The sequence below is a fragment of the Tepidimonas charontis genome, assembly GCF_007556685.1.
In the GTDB taxonomy this organism is placed as follows: domain Bacteria; phylum Pseudomonadota; class Gammaproteobacteria; order Burkholderiales; family Burkholderiaceae_C; genus Tepidimonas; species Tepidimonas charontis.
Window position 1 is genome coordinate 1 of record NZ_VJON01000122.1, and the last position, 536, is coordinate 536.

Genomic DNA, 536 nt, shown 5'->3' on the forward strand with positions numbered 1-536 from the left:
CTGTACAATCACCACATCCCCCAGAAAGCCCTGGGACATGTCCCGCCCATCGAGGCCATGAAAAGATGGTACAAAGAAAAACCGGAACTTTTCATAAAAGTGCCACGTAATCGTCCGGGACCTGACACCTAGGAAACCTCTGCACAACCCAGCCTATTCGTTCCAGAGGACGCGGTGATGGCAGACTTTGTTTCACCTGACGGGATCAGGGGCAGATTTTGAGTTATTTTCCGCTCCACAAGCCCCTTTCGTGGGCCTCCTGAGGCCTCGTCGGCCCCCAGTGGCGCCGTGGCGGGCGCACTTATCCCGTTGCAGCCAACAAGGCCTTGCGCACCAGCCACAGATTGAGCAGCGCAAACAGGACGTTGAGTTGCGCGCCGTTCTTGGACAAGCCTCGATAGGGCGTCTTGCAGTAGCCAAACTGGCATTTGAGTACCCGAAACGGATGCTCGCCCTTGGCACGAATGCGCGCCTTGGTGCGTTCCAAGGCATCCATCACCTGGCCAAGAAAAGTGCTCTTGTCCAATGCCCGGCGC

2 pseudogenes are annotated in these 536 nt (G+C 57.1%); one reads left to right on the top strand and one right to left on the bottom strand.

What is annotated here, in order from left to right:
- Positions 1-132: pseudogene (locus Tchar_RS14185) on the top strand (IS481 family transposase); the annotation flags it as partial.
- 169 nt (positions 133-301) lie between these two features.
- On the opposite strand, the pseudogene Tchar_RS13670 reads toward Tchar_RS14185, so the two are convergent.
- Positions 302-536, bottom strand: a pseudogene (locus tag Tchar_RS13670) (IS5/IS1182 family transposase); the annotation flags it as partial.